The organism is Telluria sp. ZT3P26, assembly GCF_059686035.1.
Genome location: NZ_JCASII010000002.1, coordinates 87,070 through 110,241, shown reverse-complemented (window position 1 = coordinate 110,241; position 23,172 = coordinate 87,070). Strand labels below are relative to the sequence as shown.

Genomic DNA, 23,172 nt, shown 5'->3' with positions numbered 1-23,172 from the left:
ATGCTGGCGGAGCGGACGGGGCTCGAACCCGCGACCCCCGGCGTGACAGGCCGGTATTCTAACCAACTGAACTACCACTCCGTTTTACTAAGATCAGCCTTCGATCCATCGTCGAGATGCTTGGTGGGCGCTGAGAGGCTCGAACTCCCGACCTAATCCGTGTAAGGGATCCGCTCTACCAACTGAGCTAAGCGCCCATCTCGTTGATGTCTACTGACGCTTGTCATTGCGTCGAAGAGGACCGAATTATAGAGGGTGCGTTTGAGGGTCCGCAAGAGGTTTTTCGAAAAAATATCGAAAGCGCTATTTTTTCTGGTCATGGCCTCCGGCCGCAGCCGACGATATGCATGTGTTGTAATCATGGCGTCATGACGTTATTTACTTGCCCGGCTGATAACCATCACGGACAATACCGCCTTTAGCAAGCAGGCAACCTTAAAACATCGCAAAGATGGGCGCCACAGATGCGCGTTGCCAGGGGCGGGGTAGCACCGCCCGCGCACCCGGCGGGGGGGCGTTGGAAAAGAAGAACGGAGACACCGGTTCTTTTATCATCACCAGGAAAATACTCCATGACCAAGATGTCCAAGATGCACAAGCGCGTCACCTGCTCCCATGGCGCAGCGCTGGCGTTCCTCGTCCTGCTGCCGATCGCCCAGGCTGCAGCCCAGACGGCGGCCCCGGCCGCACCGGCACCCGAGTCCCTGCAGCTGCAATCGGTCACCGTGACCGCGCAGCGCCGTACCGAGAACATCCGCGACGTGCCGGTGTCGGTGACGGCCCTCAAGGGTGACAAGCTGGACGTCCTGGTCTCGGGCGGCGACGACATCCGCCTGCTGGCCGGCAAAGTGCCGAGCCTGAACGTGGAATCGTCGAACGGCCGTACCTTCCCGCGCTTTTATATCCGCGGCTACGGCAATACCGACTTCAACACCTTCGCCTCGCAGCCGGTCTCGCTCGTGTACGACGACATCGTGCAGGAGAACCCGATCCTCAAGGGCTTCCCGATCTTCGACCTGGCCAGCGTCGAAGTGCTGCGCGGCCCGCAGGGCACGCTGTTCGGCCGTAACACCCCGGCCGGCGTCGTCAAGTTCGAGTCCGAAAAGCCACGCCTGAACAGCACCGAAGGCTACTACAACGTGTCGGCAGCATCGCACTACACGTTCAATGCCGAAGGCGCCGTCAACGTGCCGCTGTCGAGCAACGTGGCAATGCGCGTGTCGGCTGTTGGCCAGCACCGCGACGACTACGTCGACAACTACAGCACCCCGGCCAAGACCACCAAGCGCGGTGAGCTGGACGGCTACAACGAACACGCCGAGCGCGTGCAGTTCCTGTACAGCAAAGATGGTGTTACCGGCCTGCTGGGCTTCCACCAGCGTCAGACCAATGGCAGCGCACGTCTGTTCCGCGCCAACCTGATCAAGAAGGGCAGCAACACCTTCGCCGACGGTACCGATCTGGACCAGATCGTCACTAACGCAATGAATGACCAGGACCTGAAAACCAACGGCATCAACCTGCGTCTGGAATGGGATCTGGGCGGCTACAAGCTGTCGTCGATCACTGGTTACGAGCACATCATCGGCTACTCGAGCCGCGGCGACATCGACGGCGGCACGCCGACCGGCCCGGGCTTCATCCCGTTCCAGGTCGAGACCAACGGCTACATCAACAACCTCGACCAGTACAGCCAGGAATTCCGCGTCGAATCGCAGAACACCGGCCCGTTCAACTGGCAGACCGGCGTCTACTTCTTCGATGAAGATGTCACCGGCGGCAGCGACAACTTCGACAGCACCACCTACGCGCGCACCTCGCGCCTGGTGTCGACCCAGAAGAACAAGGCCTGGGCTGCGTTCGCTTCGGCAACGTACAACCTGACCCCTGACTGGACCATCCGCGGCGGCGTGCGCTACACCAAGGACGAGAAAGAGTTCCGCACCATCGAAGCGACCAACGTCGTCCAGATCGGCCCGTCGTCGGTCGAAGCGGACAAGAAGAAGGTCAGCTGGGATCTGTCGGCCACCTACAAGCTCACGCCTGACGTGAACGTGTATGGCCGCGCCGCAACGGGCTTCCGCGCCCCGAGTATCGCTGCTGCGTCGGCGTCGGTGCCGATCACCGTGGCCGATGCCGAGACCATCAAGTCGGTCGAGCTGGGTATCAAGGCTGACCTGTTCGAGCGCCGCGCACGTGGCTCGTTCTCGATCTATGACTACACGATCGACGACCAGCAGCTGACCGTGGTGGGTGGCAATTCGAACGTCAACCGCCTGATCAACGCCGACAAGACCAAGGGCCGCGGCGCCGAGTTCGACTTCGAAGCGGCGATCAGCACCGCCCTGCGCATGAGCGCCGGCGCGAGCTACAACTACACGCAGATCCGTGACGGCAGCCTGTCGGTCAACCGCTGCGCGCAGTGCACGATCACCGATCCGCTCAACGGCGCAGGCCGTGTCGTGATCGATGGCAATGCACTGCCACAGGCACCGCGCTGGACCTTCAACGCGACCGCCCGCTACGGCGTGCCGTTCCGTGACGGCGAGCTGTACTTCTACACCGACTGGTCGTACCGCAGCAAGGTCAACTTCTTCCTGTACGAAGCGACCGAGTTCACCGGTGCACCACTGACCGAAGGCGGCGTGCGCGTCGGCTACATCTTCGGCAACGGCAAGTATGAAGTGGCAGCCTTCGGCCGCAACGTGCTCGACCAGCGCCGTATCACCGGTGCGATCGACTTCAACAACCTGACCGGCTTCACCAACGAGCCGCGCCAGTGGGGCATGCAATTCAAGGGTAATTTCTAAGAATTGACCGGCCTCGCAAGAGGCCGACGTGTCACAAACGAAAAGGGCCGCGCACTGCGCGGCCCTTTTTTGCATCTGAGAACGATGCGATAAACCTTCGTCAATAAATTTCAGGTATCAAGTATTTGGCAGAATTGATGCTTTGCCGAATAAAACATGTTTTTGAAAAATTTAGACATGTGACCGTTGTATGCACGCTTCACTCTCTCAGGTTTGCGTTCCGTTAAATCTTTCTTTCGCGCTACGCTGGCTGAGCCGCCTCGATGCGGCGCCGGCAATGTCCGGACTACAACGATACGGGCGAGCCCTTTCGCCCGACGGAAAACCTTGAACAAGGAAGAAAAATGAAGCAAACGCATTCGATTCGTCCTGTCGTATTGAAGATGTGCGCCGCAGTCTCCCTGGCGCTGGCCTCGAGCGCAGCCTTGGCGGCTGCGGGCGATGCGGCGTCCCCGGGGCCACAGTTCATCGTGGAAACCGACCGGATCATCGTGAAGTACCGCGACGCGCAACCAGCCGTCAATGGCATTGCCGCGCGCGTGGCCAGTACCAGCAGCGAGCGCAAGGCCAAGCTCGACCGCGCCGGCCAGCAGTTCGGCATGGTGGTCCAGGAAAGCCACCCGATTTCCACCGGCGCGAAAGTGTTCAAGCTCGACCGCAAGCGCAATCTTGCAGAAGTGAAGTCCCTGGCTGCCGAAATGATGGCGCGCGACCCGTCGATCGAATACGCCGAGCCGGACCGCATCATGACGCACATGGCCACGCCGACCGACCCGCGCTATACCGACCAGTGGCACTACTACGAAACGGCAGGTGGCCTGCGCCTGCCGGCTGCCTGGGATGTCTCGACCGGCGCCGGCGTGATCGTGGCCGTCATCGACACGGGCTCGCGCCCGCATGCCGACCTGAGCGGCCAGCAACTGGCTGGCTATGACTTCATCAGCACCGCCGCCATCGGCAACGATGGCGACGGCCGCGACAGCGACGCCAGCGATCCGGGCGACGCCGTCACCGCCGGTTCCTGCGGCAGCGGCCAGCCGACCCGTGACCAGGCATCGAGCTGGCACGGCACGCACGTGGCCGGCACGGTAGCGGCGCGCACCAACAACGGTGCCGGCGTCGCCGGCGTGGCCTATAACGCCAAGGTCCTGCCGGTGCGCGTGCTGGGCAAGTGCGGCGGCTACACGTCCGACATCGCTGACGCGATTACCTGGTCGTCGGGCGGGACGGTCTCGGGCGTGCCGGCCAATGCCAACAAGGCGCGTGTGCTGAACCTGTCGCTGGGCGGCGGCGGCGCCTGCGATGCAACCACACAAAACGCCATCAACGGCGCCCGCTCGCGCGGCGCGGTGGTGGTGGTCGCTGCCGGCAACGACGCCGTCAACGTCAGCAATGCCAGCCCCGCCAACTGCTCCGGCGTGATCGCGGTGGCGGCCACCGGCCGTACCGGTGGACGGGCGTCGTACTCGAACTTCGGCACGCTGGTGGATGTGGCCGCGCCTGGCGGCGATGGCGCCTCGGGCGTGCTGTCGACGCTCAACAGCGGCACCGGCGCCCCGGCAGCGGACAGCTACGCGGCCTACCAGGGCACGTCGATGGCCACGCCCCACGTGGCCGGTGTGGCAGCGCTGATGCTGGCGGTAAATACCAACCTGACGCCGGACGAGATCGAGTCGAAACTGAAGTCGACGGCGCGCGCATTCCCGGCCAGCTGCTCGGGTTGCGGCACCGGCATCGTCGATGCCGCCGCTGCCGTGGCGTCGGCCACGGGTGGTGGCGGTGGCACGCCGGCCACCACGCTGGCCGAGAGCGAGTCGAACAACACGACGGCCACGGCAGATCCGGTCGCGGCCAGCAACACGACCGTCACGGGTAATCTGGGCAGCACGACCGACACCGATTACTTCCGCGTCGATCTGCCAGCCGGCAAGACACTGGCAGCCAGCCTGACCGCGACGTCGACGACTGCCGACTACGACCTGTACGTGTACAGCAGCACCGGTGCGCAGCTGGGCACCAGCCAGAACGGTGCTGGCGCGACCGATACTGTCAATTCGGCCAATACGACCAGCAGCACGGCGATCCGCTATGTCCGTGTGACCTATTACAGTGGCGGCACGGGCACGACCAATGGCCGTTACTCGCTCAAACTGAACTGGTAAGCAATTCGCCCTGGCCATCTTCATGGCCAGGGTCGTTATCTGCATCCAGAACACGCGCGATTCGTTCGCGCGTGTTTTTTTTTTGGGCTCAGGATCCTCTGTTCATGATTGTTAATTAACTGAAATTGCCCGTTACATATTTCGCGTTCAAAAAGTTACGCCAAAGAAAAAATGTTAATGAGGAAATGACCAGTGTAATTGTTGTAACTATGCTGAAAGGGTGTGATTTTCCACGCGACAATATGTTTCCCTAGGGCTACTCTGAAATCTGCCGCTATCGTGCGGCGCCCGGTGCAGCTGGTCTTGTCAAGACTCAGGCGCATCGACATGCCTGATGCAGAACTTGAACGGGGAAAATCATGAAACAAACGTATTCGATGCACGCCGCGGCGTTAACGCAGCGCGCTGCATTCTGGCTGGCGCTGGCATCCCTCCCGGTGTGCGCAGCCGCCGCCGCGGGCGCCCAGGAGCCGCAGTCCATTCTGGAAACCGACCGCGTCATCGTGAAGTACCGCGACGCCAAGCCCGCCGCCAACGGATCGACGGTGATCGTGGAGGGCGGCAGCAGTGCGCGCAAGGCCAGGATTGATCGCGCCGGCCAGCAGTTTGGCGTACTGGTCCGCGAAAGCCATGCGCTGGCGAACGGCGCGAAAGTGTTCAGGCTCGATCGCCGGCACAATCTGGCCGAGGTGCGCTCGCTGGCGACCGAGATGATGCTGCGCGATGCATCGATCGAATATGCCGAGCCGGACCGCATCATGACGCATGCGGCCACGCCGACCGATCCGCGCTATACCGACCAGTGGCACTACTACGATACGGTTGGCGGGCTGCGCCTGCCGGCGGCCTGGGATATCTCGACCGGCGCGGGCGTGGTGGTGGCCGTGATCGACACCGGCTACCGTCCGCACGCCGACCTGAGCGGGCAGTTCCTGCCTGGCTACGACTTCATCAGCACTGCCGCCATCGGCAATGACGGAAACGGGCGCGACAGCGATGCGACCGACCCGGGCGACGGCGTCACGGCCGGCGCCTGCGGTGGCGGCCAGCCGTTCTCCGACCAGCCATCCAGCTGGCACGGCACGCACGTGGCCGGCACGGTAGCGGCGCGCACCAACAACGGCGCCGGCGTGGCGGGCGTGGCCTACAACGCCAAAATCCTGCCGGTGCGCGCGCTGGGCAAATGCGGGGGCTACACATCCGATATTGCCGATGCGATCACCTGGGCGTCCGGCGGTACCGTTTCGGGTGTGCCAGCCAATCCCAACAAGGCGCGCGTGCTGAACCTGTCACTGGGCGGGGGCGGTGCCTGCAGCGCGACGATGCAGAATGCCATCAACGGGGCCCGCTCGCGCGGCGCGGTCGTGGTGGCTGCGGCGGGCAATTCGGGCATCGACGTCAGCAGCGCCAGCCCGGCCAACTGCGCCGGCGTGATCGCGGTTGCCGCCACAGGCCGTACTGGCGGGCGGGCACGCTATTCCAACTTCGGCGCCCAGGTCGCGGTGGCCGCGCCGGGCGGCGATGGCACGTCGGGTGTGCTGTCCACGCTCAACAGCGGCAGGAGCGGACCGCTGGCGGATACCTACGCGGTCTACCAGGGCACGTCGATGGCCGCGCCTCACGTGGCCGGCGTGGCCGCACTGATGTTGGCGGCCAACACCAAGCTGACACCGGATGAGATCGCAACAAGGCTGAAGTCGACGGCACGCGCGTTCCCGGCGAGTTGTGCCGGGTGCGGCGCCGGCATCGTCGATGCGGCCGCCGCGTTGACAGGGGCCAGGAGCAGTCCTGCGCCTGCGCCCGTCGTGGTTGCCGAAAGCGAAGCGAACAACACGATCGCCACGGCCAATCCGATCAACGGCAACATCACCGGCAACATCGGTGCGACGACGGATACCGATTACTTCCGGGTCGATCTGCCAGCCGGCAAGACATTGAAGGTCAGTCTGAGCGCGGTGCTGGCCACGGCCAACTACGATCTGTACGTGTACGACAGCGCAGGCAGGCAACTGGGCGGCAGCCTGAACCGGGCGGGCATGGCTGACGCCATCGGGCTGACCTATATCGGCACCGGCACGGCGGTCTTCTATCTGCAGGTACGTTATGTCAGCGGCGGCACCGGCGCGAGCAACGGTCGGTATGCGCTATCGTTGACACGGTAAGCTGCGGTTCGCACCTTGCCGGTGCGTGCGCGGCCAGGTTGGCAGCGTGATCTGCGTTATTTCACATGGCACGTTGATTGCATGCATACAGGGTTCCCTGCCATGCAGTCTTTGACCGGAGTCATCATGAAATTGCGCACCATTACGCTTGCTACCGCCCTTGCCCTGGCCGTGTTTGCACCCGCAACGGCGGTGTTCGCCCAGACTGCCGACAAGCTCCCGCTGCAACCGCTGGCCGACAAGCCGGGGCGGGTCGTTGTCCCCGGCACCAGGCACGAGGTGTATTACGTGCCCTCAACGGTGGAGACGGTCACCTGGGGCTACTTGCCAAACGCGGCCACGAAGCCGGTGCTGTCGGTGCCGTCCGGCGCGACGGTCGTCTTCGACACACTGTCGCATGAAGGGCTGGTTGAGGACCAGGGCCGCAATCCGCTGGCGTATTTTGGCAGCAAGGGCATTCCTGCCAATATGGTCCTCAAGGATGGCATCGCCATCACGGGCTCGTCGATGGCCCATGATTTTGCCAAGGACGGGCCGCACATCGTGACCGGGCCGGTGGCGATCGACGGCGCCGAGCCGGGCGACGTGCTGAAAGTCGAGCTGCTGTCGGCCGTGCCGCGCGTGCCGTATGGCGTGATTTCGAATCGCCACGGCAAGGGGGCGTTGCCCGGCGAATTCCCAGAGACCCCCAAGCCGGCAGCGGATGCCTCGGCAGCCAACCCGAGCGCCTACAACAATGTGTCGGTGTTTACCCCGATCCGGCGCACCAAGGCCGGCAAGTGGGAAGCCGTGATGAAGACCGCCAACGGCACCGAAGTGACGTTCCCGACCGCGCCGTTCATGGGCGTGATGGGCGTCGCGGCGGACACGACCAAGCCGGTGCACTCGGTGCCGCCTGGCCTGTACGGCGGCAATATGGACATCAACGACCTGGGCGTCGGCTCGACCGTCTATCTGCCAGTGCTGGTCAAGGGCGGCAATTTCTACACGGGCGACCCGCACATGGCGCAGGGTGACGGCGAGGTGGCGCTGACTGCGCTCGAGCATTCGATGCGCCCGACCTTCCGCATCACGGTGCTCAAGAAAGGCGATCCCGGCATTCCATCGCGCTCGGGCAGCCTGACCAAGCCGCTGGGCGAGACGGCCGATCACTGGGTGACGATCGGCCTGAATCCCGATCTGGATGAAGCGATGAAGGACGCCACGCGCGAATCGATCCGCTTCCTGACCGAGATGCTGGGCATGGACCGTCCCACCGCCTTTGCCTACCTGAGCGCGGCCAGCGACTTCCAGGTCAGCCAGGTGGTCGACGGCACGAAGGGCGTGCACGGGATGATCCGCAAGGCCGACTTCAGCAAGGTAAAGAACGGTTTTACCCAAAAGGCTGCCAGGAAATAAGCAACATTTGCACGGGGAAGATTTTTAGAAGATACTGTATGCAATTACAGTAAGCGACCCCGGCAGTGTGTTACCGCATGGGGCGGCCCGCCAGCGTGAACGCCCCAGCCCGAAAAATCATCCACTGCGATTGCGACTGCTTTTATGCATCGGTCGAGATGCGCGACGATCCGTCGCTGCGCGGCCGGCCATTGGCGGTGGGCGGGCGCGCCGAGCAGCGCGGCGTGGTTGCCACCTGCAATTACGAGGCGCGCCGCTTCGGCATCCATTCGGCGATGGCCACGGCCCAGGCGATGAAGCTGTGCCCGGAGCTGGTGGTGATTCCGCCGGCGATGGAAAAATACCGCATCGCGTCCAGCCAGATCATGGCCATCTACCAGGATTACACGGAGATCGTCGAGCCGCTGTCGCTCGACGAAGCCTACCTGGACGTGACCGATTCGCCGCACTGCAAGGGCAGTGCGACGCTGATCGCGCAAGAGATCCGGCGCCGTATCGTCGAGACGGTAGGCATCACGGCCTCGGCCGGCGTGGGCCCGAACAAGTTTGTCGCCAAGATCGCCAGTGACTGGAACAAGCCCGACGGCCTGTTTCTGGTGCGGCCCGAAGAAGTCGATGCGTTTGTGGCGGCGCTGCCGGTCAAGAAACTGCACGGCGTGGGCAAGGTCACGGCTGAAAAACTGAACCGCCTCGGCGCCCAGACCTGCGCCGACCTGCGCGGCTGGAGCCTGGACAAGCTGCAGGAGCATATGGGCAGCTTCGGCGTGCGCCTGTATGACCTGAGCCGCGGGATCGACCATCGCGAAGTGAATACCTCGCGCGAGCGCAAGTCGATCAGCACCGAAGAGACCTACACGCCGGACGTGCCCGACCTGGCCGCCTGCCTGAAGCTGCTGCCCGATCTGCACGAGCATTTGCTGGGCCGTATCAAGCGGGCAAATGCTGAAAAATTCATCAACAAGCTGTTCGTGAAGATCAAGTTTTCGGACTTCCAGCAGACAACCGTCGAATGTGTGGGATATGCGCCCAACATCCCGACATATGGACGTTTACTGGAGACCGGCTGGGCACGCGCCAGCCGGCCGGTGCGATTATTGGGCGTCGGCGTGCGCCTGGGCGACACCGAGATTGTCGAGCAGTTACGGCTGTTCGACGATTCTCTGGATGACGCGACAACCCCCTGACATTTTTGACGCTGCGGCTCCTGTGCAGCGTAGAATGTCGTTCCCTTGTATTAGTGAAACAATCGGATTAAGCCTATGTGGTTCAAGAATCTCCAGATCTACCGCCTGCCGGCCCCTTGGGCCTACACCCCTGAACAGCTGGAAAAGGCCCTCGAGCCGGGTAGCTTCGTGCCTGCCAACAGCAACGAATTGCTGCGCCAGGGCTGGGACGCACCGCGCCCGAACGGCGGCCTGGTCCATGTCGTGAACAAGCAGATGCTGATCATGCTGGGCACTGAAAAGAAGCTGCTGCCGGCATCGGTCATCAACCAGGTGGCCAAGGCCAAGGCGGCCGAGATGGAAGAAGCGCAGGGCTTCCCGCCAGGCAAAAAAGCCATGAAGGAACTGAAGGAGCGCGTGGCCGACGAACTGCTGCCGCGCGCGTTCACGCTGCGCAGCAATGTCTGGACCTGGATCGACCCGGTCAATGGCTGGCTCGTGGTCGATGCGGCCAGCCCGGCCAAGGCCGACGACGTCGTCAAGCTGCTGCTCAAGGCCGTCGACAAGATGCCGCTGGAGTCGCTCCGTGTGCAGCGCTCGCCGGTGGCCGTGATGACCGGCTGGCTCGAAGCCGATGAAGCGCCGTACGGCTTCACGATCGACCAGGACACCGAACTGCGCGCCACGGGCGAAAGCCGCGCTGCAGTGCGCTACGTGAAGCACACGCTGGAACCGGACGACATCCGCCGCCACATCGCCGCCGGCAAGCAGTGCACGCGCCTGGCCATGACCTGGAACGACCGCGTCAGCTTCGTGCTGACCGAGTCGCTGGCGATCAAGGGCATCAAGCCGCTGGACGTGATCAAGGAAGGCGAAAGCGCGACCCACAACGACGACGAACGTTTCGACAACGATATCGTCTTGATGACGGGCGAGCTGTCGAAAATGCTGGCTGATATCGTCGAAGCGCTGGGCGGCGAAGCCAAGGCGTAATCAGGCGCCGGTGCATTGAACGGCCGGACCTGGTGTCCGGCCGTTTTTCGTTTCTGTTTATAATTCCTGGAACACGCCGGCGCTGCGGTTCTTGGTCACGTTATCCCATGGGAACACCTGGCCGTTCATCGCCACGTACACACCGGCCGGCAGCACCTGCGCAACGCCGCAGGCAAAACCCAGGTTGAACAGCGCGTCGGAATTGGCAATGGAATACGGGATCATGGCGCCAGTCAGCACGATGGTCTGGTCCAGGCCCGCCGCGCCCAGCACGGCAGCCGTCTCGCGCATCGTGTCGGTGCCATGCACGATCACGATGGCCTTCTCGGACGCGGCCTGGCAGGTCGTCAGCACACGCTCGCGGTCTGCGTCGCCCATCTCGAGCGAATCGAGCAGCGGCAGCACGTCGAGCGCCACCGGCACCGTCATGCGGCTGCGTTTGATGACCTCTGGCAAATGGCTTTCGGCGAAGCCCAGCACGCCATTGAGTTCGTTGTAATGCTTGTCGAAAGTGCCGCCGGTGGCGATGAGTCGCAAAGTCATGTTGGTTTATCCACTCGCTGAAAAAAGGTGCCCATGATAGCGCCAAACGATCAGCGATCTCCAGGCGACTGCGCTAGAATCGTCCGGATCGGATGAGCATTTCCCCCATCGTTTTTCTTTTCTCCTGTCTATTTCCTTATTTGCCATGAAAGCAGTTGCCCCCGGAACCGTGATCTTCCAGCGCCATCGCGGCTATGGTGTGATCACGCATGTCAACCTGCTCACCGGCTGGGTGTCGGCGCGTTTCGGCAACGAATCGCGCGCGCAAGACCTGAACCTGTCGAACGACGAGGTGCAGCACGCCGACGGCGAGCCGATCCTGTTCCGGCGCGCCCCGCCCGACCGCATGCCGCACGCGCGCCTGATGGCCGTCGTGCGTGCACTGCACGAGGCCGGTTACCAGAAGCTGTATCTGTACTCGTGGCCCAAACCGTCCGGCCTGCACTGGCGCTGGCATCTGTTTACGGGGCCGCGCAACTGGATGCAGCGCACCTGGCGCGAAGGCTGGTATGGCTCGGGCGCCGAGTACAACAACAACCCGGTGATGGGCTGGAACGATGTGCCGGGCGCGAGCACCGATGAGCTGATCCATGCGCTCGCCAAATTCGATCCGCAAGGACTGGCCGAGGCGCTGGGCCGGGACGAAGACCACACCGCGTGGTTCGCGCAGGCATGCGACCTGCTGCTGCCGGGGTATATGTATAGCCTGAACATGGAGCGGCCACCAGGTGGCGGCCTGATCGAAGCGCCGCCGGTGCCGATCGTACCGGTGCGCGCGGGTTTGAAGCCGTATGCGGGGCCGGATATTGGCTGGCCGCCGGGCTGGGCCGGGCTCTGGACCGGCACGCATGTGCTCCCGGCGCCGAAGATCAACATCAAAGGCGAGCCGGAGCTGCGCTGAGCTTGCGCCTTTGTACTAGCCTTGGGTTCCAGCCTGCGCTGGAACGACGTTCATCGGTAGCAGGCCAAACCACCCGACTGCATCCACGCCCCGCTAACAGCAGCACGTCGTTCCAGCGAAGGCTGGAACCCAAGTCAGCCCGCATACCACGCCGTTCCAACGCAGCGTTTATCGCTTGCCCAACGCTTCCGGATTCAGAATATTGGTCGGCGCCCCCCGCGCGAACTGCACGATATTCTCGAACGCCGCCCTGAAATACAACTCGTAGCTGTCCTGCTCGACATAGCCGATGTGGGGCGTTGCCAGCACGGTCGGGATGCGCAGCAAGGGCGCATCCGGCCCCATCGGCTCGCTGGTGAACACGTCCAGCGCGGCCATGCCCGGGTGGCCTTTCTTCAAGGCGCTTTCCAGCGCGCCATCGGCCACCAGCTCGGCGCGGCTGGTGTTGACGAACAGCGCGTCCGGTTTCATCCGCGCCAGATCGCTTGCCGTGACGATGCCACGGGTCGATTCGGCCAGGCGCAGGTGCATGCTCAGCACATCGGCCATCTCGAACAGCGCCTCACGCGATGGCGCCACCTCAAAGCCATCGGCGATTGCCGCCTGCCGGCTGGCGTCGCTGCCCCACACCACGACACGCATCCCGAACGCGCGCGCATAACCGGCTACCAGCTTGCCAATCTTGCCGTAGCTCCAGAGCCCGAGCGTGCGGCCACGCAGCACGCGGCCCACGCCATTGAGCACCGGGTTGGTCGAGGCCGTCTGCCACAGTCCTTCTTTCAGATTGGTCGCATACGGCACGATCTTGCGGCTGGCCGCCATGATCAGCGCCCACGTCAGTTCTGCCGGCGCAACCGGCGAGCCGGTGCCCTCGGCAATCGCGATGCCGCGCGCGGTCGCAGCGGCGACGTCGATGTGGCCGCTGACCTTGCCGGTTTGCGAAATCAGTTTCAGGTTCGGCAGCCTGGCAAGCAGGGCTGCAGGGAAGGCGGTGCGTTCGCGGATCAGGACCAGCGCATCAAATGGCGCCAGCCGGATGGCCAGCTGACCAAGGCCGCGGGTCGAACTCTGGAAGACCTTGACCTCATGGCCATCGAGCAGCGGATAGCACGCCAGACGTCGTGCAGCGTCTTGATAATCATCAAGAATCGCGATTTTCAGTGGTGTTGTCACAATTGTATGATCTGCCTGTAAACAAATAACACGATAGGGCAAATGCCCAAATAGCCTACTACATTAGTCGGGCATTTTTCCTACTTTTTTGTAGTGAAACCCGTCGAAACGCCGTTTTGCGGGTGTACAATCGGCGCAGAACTTAAGCGAATGACAGGTATCCAACGGTGCTCACGAGATGCACCGCACAGCTTCACTCGAAGCTGCCGACCTGCCCGCTGTATCGTCAAGTGTTGATTCCTGCTTCTGCCGCAGAGCGCTTGCCCAACGTCGTGATCGACCGCAGGGCGCCCCGGCCGAAGACGATGCAAGGTAACGGTCCACCCGAATTCTTAATTGGCATTTGGAGGTATCCCCATGAACCAACCCGTGATGCGCGGCGTCGCCGCACTGAACGTCCCAGCTTACATCAAACATCAAAAACTCATCAATTGGGTGGCTGAGATTGCTGCGCTGACCAAGCCTGACAGCATTTACTGGTGCGACGGTTCGGAAGACGAATACGACCGCCTATGTGCCGAGATGGTCGCCGCTGGCACGATGAAAAAGCTGAACCCGGCCAAGCGTCCGAACTCCTACCTGGCGTGGTCCGATCCGTCGGACGTGGCGCGCGTCGAAGACCGTACCTACATCTGCTCGGCCACGAAAGAAGAAGCCGGCCCGACCAACAACTGGATGGAACCGGCTGAAATGCGCAACACGCTGCACGGCCTGTTCGACGGTTGCATGACCGGCCGCACGCTGTACGTGGTGCCGTTCTCGATGGGCCCACTGGGTTCGCCAATTGCCCACATCGGCGTCGAACTGTCCGACTCGCCGTACGTCGCCGTCAATATGCGCATCATGACGCGCATGGGCCGCGCCGTGTACGACGTGCTGGGCCAGGATGGCGACTTCGTGCCATGCGTGCACTCGGTCGGCATGCCGCTGGTCGATGGCCAGGCCGATGTCGCATGGCCATGCAATGCCACCAAGTACATCGTCCACTATCCGGACACCCGCGAAATCTGGTCGTTCGGTTCCGGCTACGGCGGCAATGCATTGCTGGGCAAGAAGTGCTTCGCGCTGCGCATCGCGTCGAACATGGGTTATCAAGAAGCGCAGCAGGGCGGCACCGGCTGGCTGGCCGAACACATGCTGATCCTGGGCGTCGAATCGCCACAAGGCGACAAGAAATACATCGCTGCCGCGTTCCCGTCGGCCTGCGGCAAGACCAACTTCGCGATGCTGATCCCGCCACAGGCATTCAACGGCTGGAAAGTCACGACGATCGGCGACGACATCGCCTGGATCAAGCCGGGCGCCGATGGCAAGCTGGTCGCGATCAACCCGGAAGCCGGCTACTTCGGCGTGGCCCCGGGCACCAACGACAAGACCAATCCGAACTGCATGGCCTCGCTGCGTGAAAACGTCATCTTCACCAACGTCGCGCTGACCGACGACGGCGACGTCTGGTGGGAAGGCATGACCAAGGAAGCACCGGCCCACCTGATCGACTGGCAGGGCAAGGACTGGACGCCGGCATCGGGCACCAAGGCCGCGCATCCGAACGCGCGCTTCACGGTCGCCGCCACGCAAAATCCGGTGATTGATGCAGCCTGGGACGATCCTGCCGGCGTGCCGATCTCGTCGTTCATCTTCGGTGGCCGTCGTTCGACGACCGTGCCGCTGGTGACCGAAGCGCGCGACTGGGTGGAAGGCGTCTACATGGCTGCCGCGATGGGCTCGGAAACCACCGCTGCTGCTGCCGGCCAGATGGGCGTCGTGCGCCGCGATCCATTCGCGATGCTGCCATTCATCGGCTACAACATGAGCGACTACTTCCAGCACTGGCTCGATTTGGGCAAGAAGGTCGAAGCAATTGATCCAGCGGCATTGCCGAAGATCTTCTGCGTCAACTGGTTCCGCACCGATGTGCAGGGCAACTTCGTGTGGCCAGGTTACGGTGATAATATGCGTGTCCTGAAGTGGATCCTGGACCGCACCGCCGGCGCCACCGGCGGCACCGAGCACCTGTTCGGCACCACGCCGAACTACACCGACCTGAACTGGGAAGGCGTGGACTTCAGCGAGCAGCAATTTGCGCAGATCACGTCGATCGACAAGGACGCCTGGCGCGAAGAACTGAAATTGCATACCGAGCTGTTCGAGAAGCTGGCCTACCACCTGCCGCAAGAGCTGGTGGCCACGCGTGACCGGCTGGAGAAACAACTGGCTGCTTGAGCTTAAGCTCGAACTGCCTGGTGGGGGAGGCGCCGTCTTTGTGGCGGTGAAAATATAAAAAAAAGAACAGGGGCAGCGCCGGTGGCGCTGCCCCTGATTCATTTGTGGCCTGTTGGCGCTGCCCTGATGTGGCCTGTCGGCGTAGGGTGGACGGCTCGGCCGTCCACCCGGTGATCGCCGGCAGCGCTGGAATCGCACCGGACTATCTCGTTGCCAATCACGATCGCGAACGGCGCCGCCATCTTGTCGGATGATCTTTCGGCCAGCCATCACCGCGTGGACGGGGAACCCGTCCACCCTACGACTGATGGGGGGGCGCCGTCTTCGCGACGGTGAAAACATAAAAAAACAGGGGCAGCGCCGTTGGCGTTGCCCCTGCTTGATCGTGCTGCCTGAAGCGGCTTGTTACGCCTTCGCTGGCGCCTTCAACAACGGCTTCAGATACTTGCCGGTGGCGCTGCCCTTGTTCTTGGCTACGTCTTCCGGCGTACCCGTCGCCACGATGACACCGCCGCCGGCGCCGCCTTCCGGCCCCAGGTCGACCACCCAGTCCGCCGTCTTGATGACGTCCAGGTTGTGCTCGATGATCGCCAGCGTATTGCCCTGGTCGCGCAGGCGGTGGATTACCTTGAGCAGCAGATCGATGTCGGCAAAGTGCAGGCCGGTCGTCGGTTCATCCAGGATATACAGCGTACGGCCCGTATCGCGCTTGGACAGCTCGAGCGACAGTTTCACGCGCTGCGCTTCACCGCCCGACAGGGTCGTCGCACTTTGTCCCAGCTTGATGTAACCGAGGCCCACGTCCAGCAGCGTCTGCAGCTTGCGCGCAATCACCGGCACCGGCTTGAAGAACTCGTGCGCATCCTCGACGGTCATTTCCAGCACCTCGGTGATGTTCTTGCCCTTGTAATTGACTTCCAGCGTTTCGCGGTTGTAGCGCTTGCCGTGGCAGACGTCGCACGGCACGTACACATCCGGCAGGAAGTGCATCTCGACCTTGATCACGCCATCGCCCTGGCACGCTTCGCAGCGCCCGCCCTTGACGTTGAACGAGAAGCGGCCCGCGCTGTAGCCGCGTTCCTTGGCCGTCGGCACCGTCGAGAACAGGTCGCGGATCGGTGTGAACAGGCCCGTGTACGTCGCCGGATTCGAGCGCGGCGTGCGACCGATCGGCGCCTGGTCGACCGAGATCACCTTGTCGAAGTGTTCCAGGCCGTGGATCGACGTATGCTCGGCCGGCTCGGTCTGCGAACCGTACAGGTGACGCGACAGCGCCGGGTACAGCGTGTCGTTGATCAGGGTCGACTTGCCCGAACCCGAGACGCCCGAAATACAGGTCATCAAGCCTACCGGGAGCGTCAGCGTCACGTCCTTCAGGTTATTGCCCTTGGCACCCGTGATCACCAACTGGCGCGCCGGGTCGGCCTTGGTGCGCTTCTTCGGCACTTCGATCCGGCGCCGGCCGTCGAGGTACTGGGCCGTGACCGAATGCTCGTTCTTCATGATCTGCTCGAGCGTGCCTTCGGCGATGATCTGCCCGCCATGCACGCCCGCACCCGGCCCCATGTCGACGATGTAGTCGGCAGTGCGGATCGCATCTTCGTCGTGCTCGACCACCAGCACGCTGTTGCCGATGTCGCGCAGGTGTTTCAGCGTCGCGATCAGGCGATCGTTGTCGCGCTGGTGCAGGCCGATCGACGGCTCGTCGAGCACGTACATGACGCCTGTCAGGCCCGAGCCGATCTGCGACGCCAGGCGAATACGCTGCGCTTCGCCGCCGGACAAGGTGTCCGCGCTGCGGTCGAGCGACAGGTAATCCAGACCCACGTTGTTCAGGAACTTGAGGCGCGAAATGATCTCCTTGATCACGCGCTCGGCGATGTCCTTCTTGGCGCCGGTCAGTTCGAGCGTTTCGAAGAATTCGAGCGTATCGCGCAGCGGTTTATCAGACACTTCATAGATCGCGCGCTGCTGGGCGCCCTGGCCGATTTTCACGTACCGCGCTTCGGTGCGCAGACGCGCGCCTTCGCACGACGGGCATTTCTTCTCGTTGATGAACTTCGCCAGCTCTTCCTTGACGGCCATCGAATCGGTTTCGCGATAGCGGCGCTGCAGGTTGTTGACGACGCCTTCGAACGTGTGTTCGCGAATCACGGTGCGGCCGCGTTCGTTCACATAGCTGAACGGGATCGCTGTCTTGCCCGAGCCAAACAGCACGGCATCCTGCGATGCCGCCGGCAATTTGTCGAACGGCACGTCGAGGTCGAAGTCGTAGTGCGATGCCAGATTCTGCAGCATCTGGAAGTAGAACTGGTTGCGGCGATCCCAGCCCTTCACGGCGCCGGACGCCAGCGACAAGTGCGGGAAGGCCACGACCCGTTTCGGATCGAAGAACTCGATGTGGCCCAGGCCGTCGCATTCCTGGCAGGCGCCCATTGGGTTATTGAACGAGAACAGGCGCGGTTCCAGCTCTTGCAATGAGTAGCCGCAGACATTACAGGCGAACTTGTTCGAGAACACCGTCATGTTCTCGGTGTCCATTTCGTACGCGACCGCGCGGCCATCGGCCAGGCGCAGTGCGGTCTCGAAACTCTCGGCCAGGCGCTGCTTGATGTCCGGATTGACCTTGATGCGGTCGATCACGACGTCGATCGTGTGCTTCTCGGTCTTCTTGAGCTTGGGCAGCTCGTCGATCTCGTAGATCTTGGCCGCCGCCACGCCGCTGGCGATACGGAACCGCACGAAGCCCTGGGCCTGCATCGACAGGAACAGGTCGCCATGCTCGCCCTTGCGGCCGGCCACGACCGGCGCCAGGATCATCAGCTTGGTGCCTTCCGGCATGGCCAGCACCGAGTCGACCATCTGCGACACGGTCTGCGCGGCCAGCGGATGGTGCGGGTGCTGCGGGCAATACGGCGTGCCGACGCGCGCATACAGCAGGCGCAGGTAATCGTGGATTTCGGTGACGGTGCCGACGGTCGAGCGCGGATTATGCGAGGTCGCCTTTTGCTCGATCGAGATGGCTGGTGACAGGCCCTCGATCAGGTCGACATCGGGCTTTTCCATCAGCTGCAGGAACTGGCGCGCGTAGGCCGACAGCGACTCGACATAGCGGCGCTGGCCTTCGGCATACAAGGTGTCGAAAGCGAGCGAGGACTTGCCGGAGCCCGACAAACCCGTGATCACGATCAGCTTGTTGCGCGGCAGGTCGAGGTTGATGTTCTTCAGATTGTGCGTGCGGGCACCACGAATGCGAATTTCTTCCATTAAGTTGGGCAGACTTTCTATTAGTTTATGTGGGCCACCGTGGCGGAGCCGCGAACGCTAAGCGACCGGGTCAGCGGGCCAATCGGGGAGAACCCGTTAGTGTAGCTGGTTTTTGTGACGGCTGTATATTTGTCCAGTGGTTCTAATGTGCGCCTTGCCGGATCGGCAAGCGCATCCGGGTGGCGCGATGGCCTGGACAACGACATGTCCGCCGTATGTGGGTCGCCCTCTGAACGGTTCAATGACAAAGCGTTCAGATTCGTAAAATAAATTTCCCTGCCGAGCTGTGGATGAGGTCGGGTTGACAACAAAATCGACGGGATGACGCTGCGTTACGGCTGATGGATTTCAACAAATTGTTGTGGCAAATCCGGGCGCCGGCCTCATAATAGTGCGCTGTACCACCACGTTCCCTGACGCCTAGAAGCATGCAGAGTCAGGGCTGATCATACCCAGCAGGAGTAATCAAATGGCATCAGTTAACAAGGTCATCATCGTCGGCAACCTCGGCCGCGACCCAGAAGTGCGCTACATGCCGAGCGGCGACGCCATCGCGAACATCGCGGTCGCCACCTCGTACAAATCCAAAGACCGCAACACCGGTGAGCAAAAAGAGCTGACCGAGTGGCACCGTATTTCGTTCTTTGGCCGCCTGGCCGAGATCGTCGCGCAATACCTGAAAAAAGGTTCGTCGGTCTACGTCGAAGGCCGTCTGCAGACCCGCAAGTACACCGACAAGGACGGCATCGAGCGCTATGCAACCGACGTCATCGCTGAAAACATGCAGATGCTGGGCGGTCGCCAGGGCATGGGCGGCGACGGCGGCGGTATGGGCGGCGGTATGGGCGGTGGCGGCATGGACGACGACTACTCGGCGCCACAGCAGCCACGCCAGCAAGCGCCACGTCAGGCGCCACCGGCACCGGCAGCACGTCCGCAGCCGAAGCCGGCGCCGAACTTCTCGGATATGGATGACGACATTCCGTTCTAAGACTGAATGTTGTTGGAGCGATCAAAGCGCCGTGGGTCTGTGACTCACGGCGCTTTTTTGTGCCCTCGCTATATGGAGTTTTCGATCAAGGAACTAAAAAGCCGCCTGCACAATAGCGCCACTGTACGCCCCGCAACCATTTCAGCCCATCAGTTCCGAAATCTCGATCAGATTCAGATCCGGATCACGCACATACACCGAGCGGATCTTGCCGGTGGCCCCAGTCCGATCGACCGGCCCTTCGACAATGGGCCAGTCGCAGCTGCCCAGATGCGCAATGACCTGATCGAGCGGCACCGAGGCAATGAAGCACAGATCCAGCGCCCCCGGCACCGGCAGGTGCGCCTTCGGCTCGAACTCGGCGCCACGCTGATGCAGGTTGATCTTCTGGTTGCCGAATCTGAAGGCGATGCGCCCCGCGCCAAAGGTTTCCAGACGCATGCCCATGACCTCCGTATAAAAGTGCTTCGTCGCATCGAGGTCGGTGCACGTCAGCACCAGGTGGTCGAGATGGGAAATCATGACAGGCGGTCCTTGAATGAAGTTGATTACAACTCGGTGCGCAACTCGAACAACTCCGGGAACAGCACGACATCGAGCATCTTGCGCAGATACCCCACGCCGTCCGTGCCGCCCGTGCCCGTCTTGAATCCGATCACGCGCTGCACCGTCGTCACATGCCGGAAGCGCCACAAGCGAAACGCTGTCTCGATATCCACCAGCTTCTCACCCAGCTCATACAGCGGCCAGTACTGGTCAGTGTCGCGATACACGACCATCCACGCCGCCTTCACCGACGGATCCGACCGCGTCGCCTGATGCCACGGCCCGGCAAGCCGCGCCGCATCCACCGCTAGCCCGCTGCGCGCCAGCACCATGATCGCTTCGTCGTACAGCGATGGTTTATCCAGCACGCCCTGCAGCGCCGCATGCGCTTCAGGCTTGTGCTGGTGCACCTGCAAATGTGTGACGTTCTTGTTCCCCAAGATGAATTCGATCTCGCGATACTGGTGCGACTGGAACCCCGATGACGCGCCCAGGTACGGACGGATCGCCGTGTACTCGGGCGGCGTCATCGTCGCCAGCACATCCCATGCATGCACGAGCTGGTTCATGATCGCAGCGACGCGGGCCAGCATCTTCATCGCCGCCGGCAGCTGGCCCCGCGCGATGTTGTCGCGCGCGCCGTGCAGCTCGTGCAGCATCAGCTTCATCCACAGTTCGCTGGTCTGGTGCTGGACGATGAACAGCAGCTCGTTATGCTCGGGCGACAGCGGATGCTGGGCGTTGAGGATCGTGTCGAGCGACAGGTAGTCGCCGTAGCTCATGTCCTTGCTGAAATCGAGCTTGGCGCCATGGTAGCCGGGCTGCGAGACAGGGCAGCCACCCACATCGGCGTTGCTGGCGGACGAATCCGGGGTAACAGGGCAGGGCATCGTGTCCTCTTTTGAAAATCGCTCAGGTCACCGCAGTGCGCTTGGCATCGACCTGATAGTCGCTGCGGTCCAGGATATCCTTGAGCACCATCACCGCCTGCCACACATCGTCATATCCCGTGTACAGCGGCGTAAAGCCAAAGCGCATCACCTGCGGCTCGCGGTAGTCGCCGATCACACCGCGCGCGATCAGGGCCTGCATCACTGCGTAGCCATGCGGATGCGTCACGCTCACCTGGCTGCCACGGTCCGCATGAGTGCGCGGCGTGATCAGTTCCAGTGGATGCGCGGCGCATTCCTGCTCAAGCAGCGCCAGGAACAGGTCCGACAGGGCGAGAGACTTCTTGCGCAGCGCCGCCATCGTCACGTCCTGGAACACGGCCAGCCCGCATTCGATCAGCGCCAGCGCCACCACCGGCTGCGTGCCGCACATCGCGCGCTTGATGCCGGCCACCGGCGCGAACGCCGGCTGCATCGCGAACGGCTGGCGGTGCGCCCACCAGCCGGTGAGCGGCTGCGTGAACTGCGCGTGATGGCGCTGCGGCACCCAGATGAAGGCGGGCGCGCCCGGGCCGCCGTTGAGGAATTTGTAGGTGCAGCCCACCGCGAAGTCGGCGTTTGCGCCATTCAGGTCGACCTCCACTGCACCGGCCGAATGGGCCAGGTCCCAGATCGCCAGCGCGCCGGCGGCGTGGATCTGCGCCGTGATCGTCGTCATGTCGAGCATGCGCCCGGTGCGGTAGTTCACGTGCGTGAGCATCACCACCGCCACCTGGGCGCCGGCGTCGCCTTCGAGGGCGGCCGGCAGGTCGGCCCAGCTGTCGAGCAGGCGCAGCTCGTAGCCGCGTTCGAGCCAGCCGATCAGGCCTTCGGCCATGTAGATATCGCTCGGGAAGTTGTCACGCTCGGTGAGGATGATGCGGCGGGCGGCGTGCGCCGGTGCGTCGGCCTGCATCTTGAGCGACGCGGCCAGCGCCTTGAACAGGTTCACCGAGGTCGAATCGGTGACCACCACTTCATCGGCTGCGGCGCCGATCAGCGGCGCGATCAGGGTGCCCAGGCGCTGCGGCAGGTCGTACCAGCCGGCCGTGTTCCAGCTGCGGATCAGGTCATTGCCCCATTCGGCGGCGATCACGTCCTGCGCGCGTTGCAGGGCTGCGCGGGGGCGGGCGCCGAGCGAATTGCCGTCGAGGTAAATCACGCCGTCCGGCAGCGCAAAGGCATTGCGCTGGGGAGCCAGCGGATCGGCCGCGTCGAGGGCCAGGCAGTCTTGTCGTGTGATCATGTGAACGGTCGCGAAGAAGTAGTGGGTGCCGGCCTGGCCGGACGATACCGCCATTCTAGGCTAGGGAAGCACTGATTTATTCTGGGGGATGGAATTGGCTGCGGAAAAAGCCGCAATGCAAGGCGCAAATCGCAGCAATAGCGAGCTATTGCGAGAATTTGCAACGCCGCAGGGTGGCTATTTTCCGTGCCAAGTCCGCCCCCATGAATTAATCAGTGCTTCCCTAGAGGCCAAAGAATGCGGTGACAGTGACGCACCCTGGCTGTAGAATCGCGCCCAATCAAGTGAATGGTGCCGTCCTGCTCGTCTGCAGGAAGGTGAAACGGGAAGCCGGTGACGTGTGCGAATCCATCGCACGCCAGTCCGGCGCAGCCCCCGCTGCTGTATGCCTGACGACCCTCGTCGAACGCCACTGTGCCCCGTGCACGGGAAGGCAGGACCCGGGAAGGATGACGGCAAGCCAGAAGACCGGCCAATCACGATGCATTGCGTACGTCCCGGGGTGTGGGCGTGCCTGTTGGTAGTTCGTCGTTCCTTTTTTGTTGCCATCGCGGTCGCGTCAGCGTTCGTGCGCGCGTGCGCATGGCTTGCTGCGCCCAGCGTGGAAGGAAGACGTCTGCCCGTTGTCATGCGCGCCCTGGCGCGCAGCTGAAAGGTCGACGTTC

At 62.8% G+C, this 23,172-nt stretch carries 15 protein-coding genes, 2 tRNA genes and 1 riboswitch; of the genes, 9 read left to right on the top strand and 8 right to left on the bottom strand.

The window, feature by feature from the left end; translation table 11 throughout:
* Positions 1-4: 4 nt before the first annotated feature.
* Both AC56LN_RS08310 and AC56LN_RS08305 read right to left on the bottom strand, forming a co-directional pair.
* Positions 5-81, bottom strand: a tRNA-Asp gene (locus tag AC56LN_RS08310).
* A gap of 40 nt (positions 82-121) precedes the next feature.
* A tRNA-Val gene (locus AC56LN_RS08305) sits at positions 122-197 on the bottom strand.
* Positions 198-572: 375 nt separating this feature from the next.
* Here AC56LN_RS08305 and AC56LN_RS08300 point away from each other — a divergent pair.
* From AC56LN_RS08300 to AC56LN_RS08275, 6 genes are all read left to right on the top strand, one after another.
* On the top strand, positions 573-2,810 hold the full coding sequence (locus AC56LN_RS08300) for a TonB-dependent receptor (protein WP_499570884.1): 2,238 nt from the start codon (positions 573-575) through the stop codon (positions 2,808-2,810).
* A gap of 344 nt (positions 2,811-3,154) precedes the next feature.
* On the top strand, positions 3,155-4,972 hold the full coding sequence (locus AC56LN_RS08295; protein WP_499570882.1) for a S8 family peptidase: 1,818 nt from the start codon (positions 3,155-3,157) through the stop codon (positions 4,970-4,972).
* Positions 4,973-5,331: 359 nt separating this feature from the next.
* The gene (locus AC56LN_RS08290; protein ID WP_499570880.1) at positions 5,332-7,134 is read left to right on the top strand and encodes a S8 family peptidase; all 1,803 of its coding nucleotides are present in this window, start codon (positions 5,332-5,334) and stop codon (positions 7,132-7,134) included.
* 126 nt (positions 7,135-7,260) lie between these two features.
* Positions 7,261-8,532 (top strand): acetamidase/formamidase family protein, encoded by a 1,272-nt coding sequence (locus AC56LN_RS08285; RefSeq protein ID WP_499570878.1) that lies wholly within the window; start codon positions 7,261-7,263, stop codon positions 8,530-8,532.
* A gap of 77 nt (positions 8,533-8,609) precedes the next feature.
* Positions 8,610-9,716 carry a DNA polymerase IV gene (gene dinB, locus AC56LN_RS08280; protein ID WP_499570876.1) on the top strand — a complete coding sequence of 369 codons (1,107 nt, stop codon included), beginning with the start codon at positions 8,610-8,612 and terminating at the stop codon, positions 9,714-9,716.
* Between the two features lie 75 nt (positions 9,717-9,791).
* Positions 9,792-10,688, top strand: coding sequence for a recombination-associated protein RdgC (locus tag AC56LN_RS08275; protein ID WP_183555176.1), 897 nt, complete (start codon positions 9,792-9,794; stop codon positions 10,686-10,688).
* Positions 10,689-10,745: 57 nt separating this feature from the next.
* Here AC56LN_RS08275 and AC56LN_RS08270 read toward each other — a convergent pair whose 3' ends face one another.
* A complete protein-coding gene (locus AC56LN_RS08270; protein WP_499570875.1) occupies positions 10,746-11,231 on the bottom strand; it encodes an asparaginase domain-containing protein in 486 nt (161 codons plus the stop codon).
* A gap of 145 nt (positions 11,232-11,376) precedes the next feature.
* On the opposite strand from AC56LN_RS08270, the gene AC56LN_RS08265 reads away from it, so the two are divergent.
* A complete protein-coding gene (locus AC56LN_RS08265; RefSeq protein ID WP_183555178.1) occupies positions 11,377-12,132 on the top strand; it encodes an L-asparaginase in 756 nt (251 codons plus the stop codon).
* A gap of 168 nt (positions 12,133-12,300) precedes the next feature.
* Here the strand turns inward: AC56LN_RS08265 and AC56LN_RS08260 are convergent, their stop codons facing one another.
* A complete protein-coding gene (locus tag AC56LN_RS08260) occupies positions 12,301-13,293 on the bottom strand; it encodes a D-2-hydroxyacid dehydrogenase family protein (RefSeq protein ID WP_499571596.1) in 993 nt (330 codons plus the stop codon).
* 369 nt (positions 13,294-13,662) lie between these two features.
* Between AC56LN_RS08260 and AC56LN_RS08255 the strand changes: the two genes are divergently transcribed.
* Complete coding sequence (locus AC56LN_RS08255) at positions 13,663-15,528, top strand: phosphoenolpyruvate carboxykinase (GTP) (protein WP_499570872.1); 1,866 nt, start codon at positions 13,663-13,665, stop codon at positions 15,526-15,528.
* 405 nt (positions 15,529-15,933) lie between these two features.
* Here AC56LN_RS08255 and uvrA read toward each other — a convergent pair whose 3' ends face one another.
* The gene (gene uvrA / locus AC56LN_RS08250) at positions 15,934-18,795 is read right to left on the bottom strand and encodes an excinuclease ABC subunit UvrA (RefSeq protein WP_499570870.1); all 2,862 of its coding nucleotides are present in this window, start codon (positions 18,793-18,795) and stop codon (positions 15,934-15,936) included.
* 469 nt (positions 18,796-19,264) lie between these two features.
* Here uvrA and ssb point away from each other — a divergent pair, with 469 nt between their 5' ends.
* The gene (gene ssb, locus AC56LN_RS08245; RefSeq protein ID WP_258836787.1) at positions 19,265-19,786 is read left to right on the top strand and encodes a single-stranded DNA-binding protein; all 522 of its coding nucleotides are present in this window, start codon (positions 19,265-19,267) and stop codon (positions 19,784-19,786) included.
* A 141-nt stretch (positions 19,787-19,927) separates the two neighbouring features.
* Here the strand turns inward: ssb and AC56LN_RS08240 are convergent, their stop codons facing one another.
* From AC56LN_RS08240 to kynU, 3 genes are read right to left on the bottom strand one after another with little or no spacing between them, the layout of a single operon-like run.
* The gene (locus AC56LN_RS08240) at positions 19,928-20,308 is read right to left on the bottom strand and encodes a VOC family protein (RefSeq protein WP_499570868.1); all 381 of its coding nucleotides are present in this window, start codon (positions 20,306-20,308) and stop codon (positions 19,928-19,930) included.
* 26 nt (positions 20,309-20,334) lie between these two features.
* Positions 20,335-21,222: a tryptophan 2,3-dioxygenase gene (gene kynA, locus AC56LN_RS08235; protein ID WP_499570866.1), complete on the bottom strand. Its 888-nt coding sequence runs from the start codon at positions 21,220-21,222 to the stop codon at positions 20,335-20,337.
* A gap of 22 nt (positions 21,223-21,244) precedes the next feature.
* Positions 21,245-22,507 (bottom strand): kynureninase, encoded by a 1,263-nt coding sequence (kynU, locus tag AC56LN_RS08230; RefSeq protein WP_499570865.1) that lies wholly within the window; start codon positions 22,505-22,507, stop codon positions 21,245-21,247.
* A 272-nt stretch (positions 22,508-22,779) separates the two neighbouring features.
* A riboswitch (cobalamin riboswitch) is annotated at positions 22,780-22,998 on the top strand.
* Positions 22,999-23,172: the final 174 nt, after the last annotated feature.

Bases quoted from the DNA above. Each gene is read 5' to 3' on its own strand.
- AC56LN_RS08300 (WP_499570884.1), top strand. From the start codon at position 573: ATGACCAAGATGTCCAAGATGCACAAGCGCGTCACCTGCTCCCATGGC.
- AC56LN_RS08295 (WP_499570882.1), top strand. From the start codon at position 3,155: ATGAAGCAAACGCATTCGATTCGTCCTGTCGTATTGAAGATGTGCGCC.
- AC56LN_RS08290 (WP_499570880.1), top strand. From the start codon at position 5,332: ATGAAACAAACGTATTCGATGCACGCCGCGGCGTTAACGCAGCGCGCT.
- AC56LN_RS08285 (WP_499570878.1), top strand. From the start codon at position 7,261: ATGAAATTGCGCACCATTACGCTTGCTACCGCCCTTGCCCTGGCCGTG.
- dinB (WP_499570876.1), top strand. From the start codon at position 8,610: ATGGGGCGGCCCGCCAGCGTGAACGCCCCAGCCCGAAAAATCATCCAC.
- AC56LN_RS08275 (WP_183555176.1), top strand. From the start codon at position 9,792: ATGTGGTTCAAGAATCTCCAGATCTACCGCCTGCCGGCCCCTTGGGCC.
- AC56LN_RS08270 (WP_499570875.1), bottom strand. From the start codon at position 11,231: ATGACTTTGCGACTCATCGCCACCGGCGGCACTTTCGACAAGCATTAC.
- AC56LN_RS08265 (WP_183555178.1), top strand. From the start codon at position 11,377: ATGAAAGCAGTTGCCCCCGGAACCGTGATCTTCCAGCGCCATCGCGGC.
- AC56LN_RS08255 (WP_499570872.1), top strand. From the start codon at position 13,663: ATGAACCAACCCGTGATGCGCGGCGTCGCCGCACTGAACGTCCCAGCT.
- uvrA (WP_499570870.1), bottom strand. From the start codon at position 18,795: ATGGAAGAAATTCGCATTCGTGGTGCCCGCACGCACAATCTGAAGAAC.
- ssb (WP_258836787.1), top strand. From the start codon at position 19,265: ATGGCATCAGTTAACAAGGTCATCATCGTCGGCAACCTCGGCCGCGAC.
- AC56LN_RS08240 (WP_499570868.1), bottom strand. From the start codon at position 20,308: ATGATTTCCCATCTCGACCACCTGGTGCTGACGTGCACCGACCTCGAT.
- kynA (WP_499570866.1), bottom strand. From the start codon at position 21,222: ATGCCCTGCCCTGTTACCCCGGATTCGTCCGCCAGCAACGCCGATGTG.
- kynU (WP_499570865.1), bottom strand. From the start codon at position 22,507: ATGATCACACGACAAGACTGCCTGGCCCTCGACGCGGCCGATCCGCTG.